At 74.1% G+C, this 3,457-nt stretch carries 4 protein-coding genes; 3 read left to right on the top strand and 1 reads right to left on the bottom strand.

Going from position 1 to position 3,457, the window contains the following annotated elements:
- The 3 genes from DZF91_RS26405 to DZF91_RS26415 form a co-directional block, all read left to right on the top strand.
- Positions 1 to 649 (top strand): substrate-binding domain-containing protein (locus tag DZF91_RS26405; protein ID WP_117359883.1); only part of this gene is annotated, 649 nt, incomplete at its 5' end.
- Between the two features lie 177 nt (positions 650 to 826).
- Entirely contained in the window at positions 827 to 1,519 is a 693-nt protein-coding gene (locus tag DZF91_RS26410; RefSeq protein ID WP_117359884.1) for a type 1 glutamine amidotransferase domain-containing protein, read from the top strand.
- A gap of 41 nt (positions 1,520 to 1,560) precedes the next feature.
- A complete protein-coding gene (locus DZF91_RS26415; protein ID WP_117359885.1) occupies positions 1,561 to 2,574 on the top strand; it encodes an NADP-dependent oxidoreductase in 1,014 nt (337 codons plus the stop codon).
- Between the two features lie 66 nt (positions 2,575 to 2,640).
- Here DZF91_RS26415 and DZF91_RS26420 read toward each other — a convergent pair.
- On the bottom strand, positions 2,641 to 3,457 hold an 817-nt coding region (locus DZF91_RS26420; RefSeq protein ID WP_117359886.1), incomplete at its 5' end, for an alkaline phosphatase family protein.

Genomic DNA, 3,457 nt, shown 5'->3' on the forward strand with positions numbered 1-3,457 from the left:
CGACGAGCCCGCGCCCGAGCCGCCGGTGCTGCTCGCCGGGCCCGCCGAGTTCCTGGCGGCGGCGGTGGTGCCGAGCCTCGGGCCGCTGGTCCGCCGCGGCGTCCGGCTGCGGATCACCACGGGGGTCTCGGACGAGCTGCTCGCCGGGCTGCGCGCGGGGCGGTTCGACCTGGTGGTGTCGACGATCCGGCCGCGCGGCCGGGCGCTGCTCGCCGAGCCGTTCGCGGACGAGACGTTCGTGCTGGTCGCCGCGCCGTCCTGGACCGAGCGGATCGGGCCGGACCGGGTCGCGGCGGACGGCCCGGCGGCGCTCGCGGACGTCCCGCTGCTGTCCTACGCCGACGACCTGCCGATCCTGCGCCGGTACTGGCGGCACGTCTTCGACACCCGGCTGACGGCCGAGCCCGCCGTGGTCGTCCCGGACCTGCGGGCGGTCAAGGCCGCCGCGGTCGCGGGCGTCGGCGTGACCGTCCTGCCGCGCTACCTCTGCCACGCCGAGCTCGCCGACGGCTCGCTGCGGACGCTGCTGGACCCGGCGGACCCGCCGATCAACACGGCGTTCCTCGTCCAGCGCGCCGGGGCCCTGCCGTCGCCGCACGTCGGGCTCGTCCGGGAGCACCTGCGGAGCGTCGCCGACCGGTCCTGCTGACCCCGGGGCGGCCCCGTCCCGAGCCATCGCCTCACCAGCCGAGCCATCGGTTCACCAATGGACGGCATAGAAGTGTCTATTGGTAGGGCCGGGATACGCCCGGCTACGCTCCGGTCCGGTGACCGAACCGACGGTTCGGGCACATCCTGGACGCCGACCCTTTCCTGGAGCGCAGCGATGGCGAAGATCCTGTTCGTGATGACCGGCAGCGACCACTGGACGCTGGCGGACGGCACCCGGCACCCGACCGGGTTCTGGGCCGAGGAGGCGGCCGTGCCGCACGAGGCCTTCACCGCGGCCGGGCACACGGTCACCGTGGCGACGCCCGGCGGCGCCGTCCCGCCCGTGGACGCGGGCAGCCTGGCCCCGGAGGCCAACGGCGGCCCGGAGGGCGCCCGCCGGATCGCCGCGGTCGTGGAGCGCGAGGAGTTCCGCGCCCCGGTCAAGCTGGAGGACGTCCGGCTCGCCGACTTCGACGCCGTCTTCTACCCCGGCGGCCACGGCCCCATGGAGGACCTGGCCGTCGACGCCGCCTCGGGGCGGCTGCTCACCGAGGCGCTGGACGCCGGAACGCCGCTCGGCGTCGTCTGCCACGCGCCCGCCGCGCTGCTCGCCGCGACCCGGCCGGACGGCACCAACGCCTTCGCCGGGTACCGCGTGACCGCGTTCACCAACGCCGAGGAGTCCCTGGCCGGGTTCGCGGACCGGGCGAAGTGGCTGCTCCAGGACCGGCTCGTCGAGGCCGGGCTGGACTTCCGGGAGGGCGAGCCCTGGGCCCCGCACGTCGAGACCGACCGCAACCTGATCACCGGCCAGAACCCGGCCTCGTCCGGGCCGCTCGCCGCCGAACTGCTCACGCGGCTGGCCTGACCGGCCGCTTCCCGCTCCCGTCCCGTCTGGAGATTCCCGCCATGTCCTACACCAGCCGCGAATGGCGGCTCGTCGCCCGCCCGGTGGGCGAGCCGAAGCCGTCCGACGTCGCATTCACGACCGTGACCCTGCCCGACCCGGAGGACGGGCAGGTCGTCGTCCGCAACGACTTCGTCTCCGTCGACCCGTACATGCGGGGCCGGATGAACGACGTGCCGTCCTACGTCCCGCCGTTCGTGCTGGACGAGCCGATGACCGGCGCGGCGGTCGGCACGGTCGTCGCGTCCGGCGCGCCGGAGGTCCCGGTCGGGACGACCGTCACGCACTTCCTCGGCTGGCGGGACCACGCCCTGCTGCCCGCGACGGCCGTCCGGGCCGTGGACCCCGCGCTCGCCCCGCCCCAGGCGTACCTGGGCGTCCTCGGCTCGACCGGCCTGACCGCCTACGCGGGGCTCACCGAGATCGCGCCGGTCAAGGAGGGCGACACGGTGTTCGTGTCCGGCGCGGCGGGCGCGGTCGGCTCGGTGGCCGGGCAGATCGCGCGGCGGCTCGGCGCGGCGCGGGTGGTCGGCTCGGCGGGCGGCCCGGAGAAGGTCCGCCGCCTCACCGAGACGTTCGGCTTCGACGCCGGGATCGACTACCGGCAGGGCGACCTGCCCGGTCAGCTCGCCCACGCCGCGCCGGACGGGGTGGACGTCTACTTCGACAACGTCGGCGGCGACCACCTCGAGGCGGCCATCGGGGCGATGAACACCTTCGGCCGGATCGCGCTGTGCGGGGCGATCTCCGCCTACAACACGACCGAGCTCCCGCCCGGTCCGCGCAACCTGCCGCTCGCCGTCGGCAAGCGGCTCACGCTGCGCGGGATGATCGTCAGCGACCACCTGGCGCTCGCGCCCGCCTACGCGGCGCGGGCGGCGGGCTGGCTGCGGGACGGCTCGCTCGTCGCCGAGGAGACCGTGGTCGACGGCATCGAGAACGCCTTCGAGGCGTTCCAGGCGATGATGCGCGGCGCGAACACCGGGAAGATGCTCGTCCGGATCGTCCACGACTGAGCGGCACCGCCGCCGACCGGTGGCGGGGGAGCGGCCGGGCCCGTGCGGGGTCCGGCCGCTCTTCGCTCACTGCCAGATCTCGGTGATGGGGGTGGCGGTGGCGGCACTGCCGGCGTGGGCCGTGCCGTTCATGTCCTCCAGGGTGCGCAGGACGTTGAAGTGGTTGTACCGGGTCGCGTAGGCGCCGGTCTTCACGTGCGCGCCGTACCAGATGGTCGGGATGCGGTTGCCGGACAGGCTGTTGTCCTCGTCGAACGTGACGAGCAGGACGCTGTTGTGGGTCTTGGCCCACTGCGCGTACGCGTCGAACCTGGTCTTCAGCCAGGTGTCGCCCGTCGAGACCGAGCAGTCGTGCATGTCGTTGCACAGGTTCGGGACGACGAACGAGACGTTCGGCAGGGTCGTGTAGTCGGTCGGGAACTGCGCGAACGTGTAGCCGGACGAGGCGGGCACGTTGCTGAACGAGAACCAGGGGTTGTGCTTGCGCGCGTACTTGCCCGCGCTGTCGGAGCAGGTGGTCGATCCCTGGGACGGAAGGCCCTCGTTGTAGCTGGCCCAGGTCCGTCCGGCCGCGGCGAGCTCGGCGGCCAGGTTGGCGGTGGAGTAGGGCGAGCCGGGCGGCGGGCAGGTGTCGTTCGTGACGCCCTGCGTGCTGCCGGAGAACAGGTCGAAGTAGTTGGGCTGGCTCGGGTGGGTCAGGGCGTAGGACTGGGTGAGGTTCGCGCCGCCGTTGGCCAGGGACGTGATGTAGGGAGCGCTGGAGCTGCCCACGACCTGCGAGTACGAGTGGTTCTCGAAGACGACGACCACGGTGTGGTCGGGCGTCGGCACGGCCGCGGCGTGTGCCGCGCCGCCGGGCGCGCCGGCCAGTCCCGCCGCGCCC

Source organism: Actinomadura logoneensis (assembly GCF_003428695.1).
Taxonomy (GTDB): Bacteria; Actinomycetota; Actinomycetes; order Streptosporangiales; family Streptosporangiaceae; genus Spirillospora; species Spirillospora logoneensis.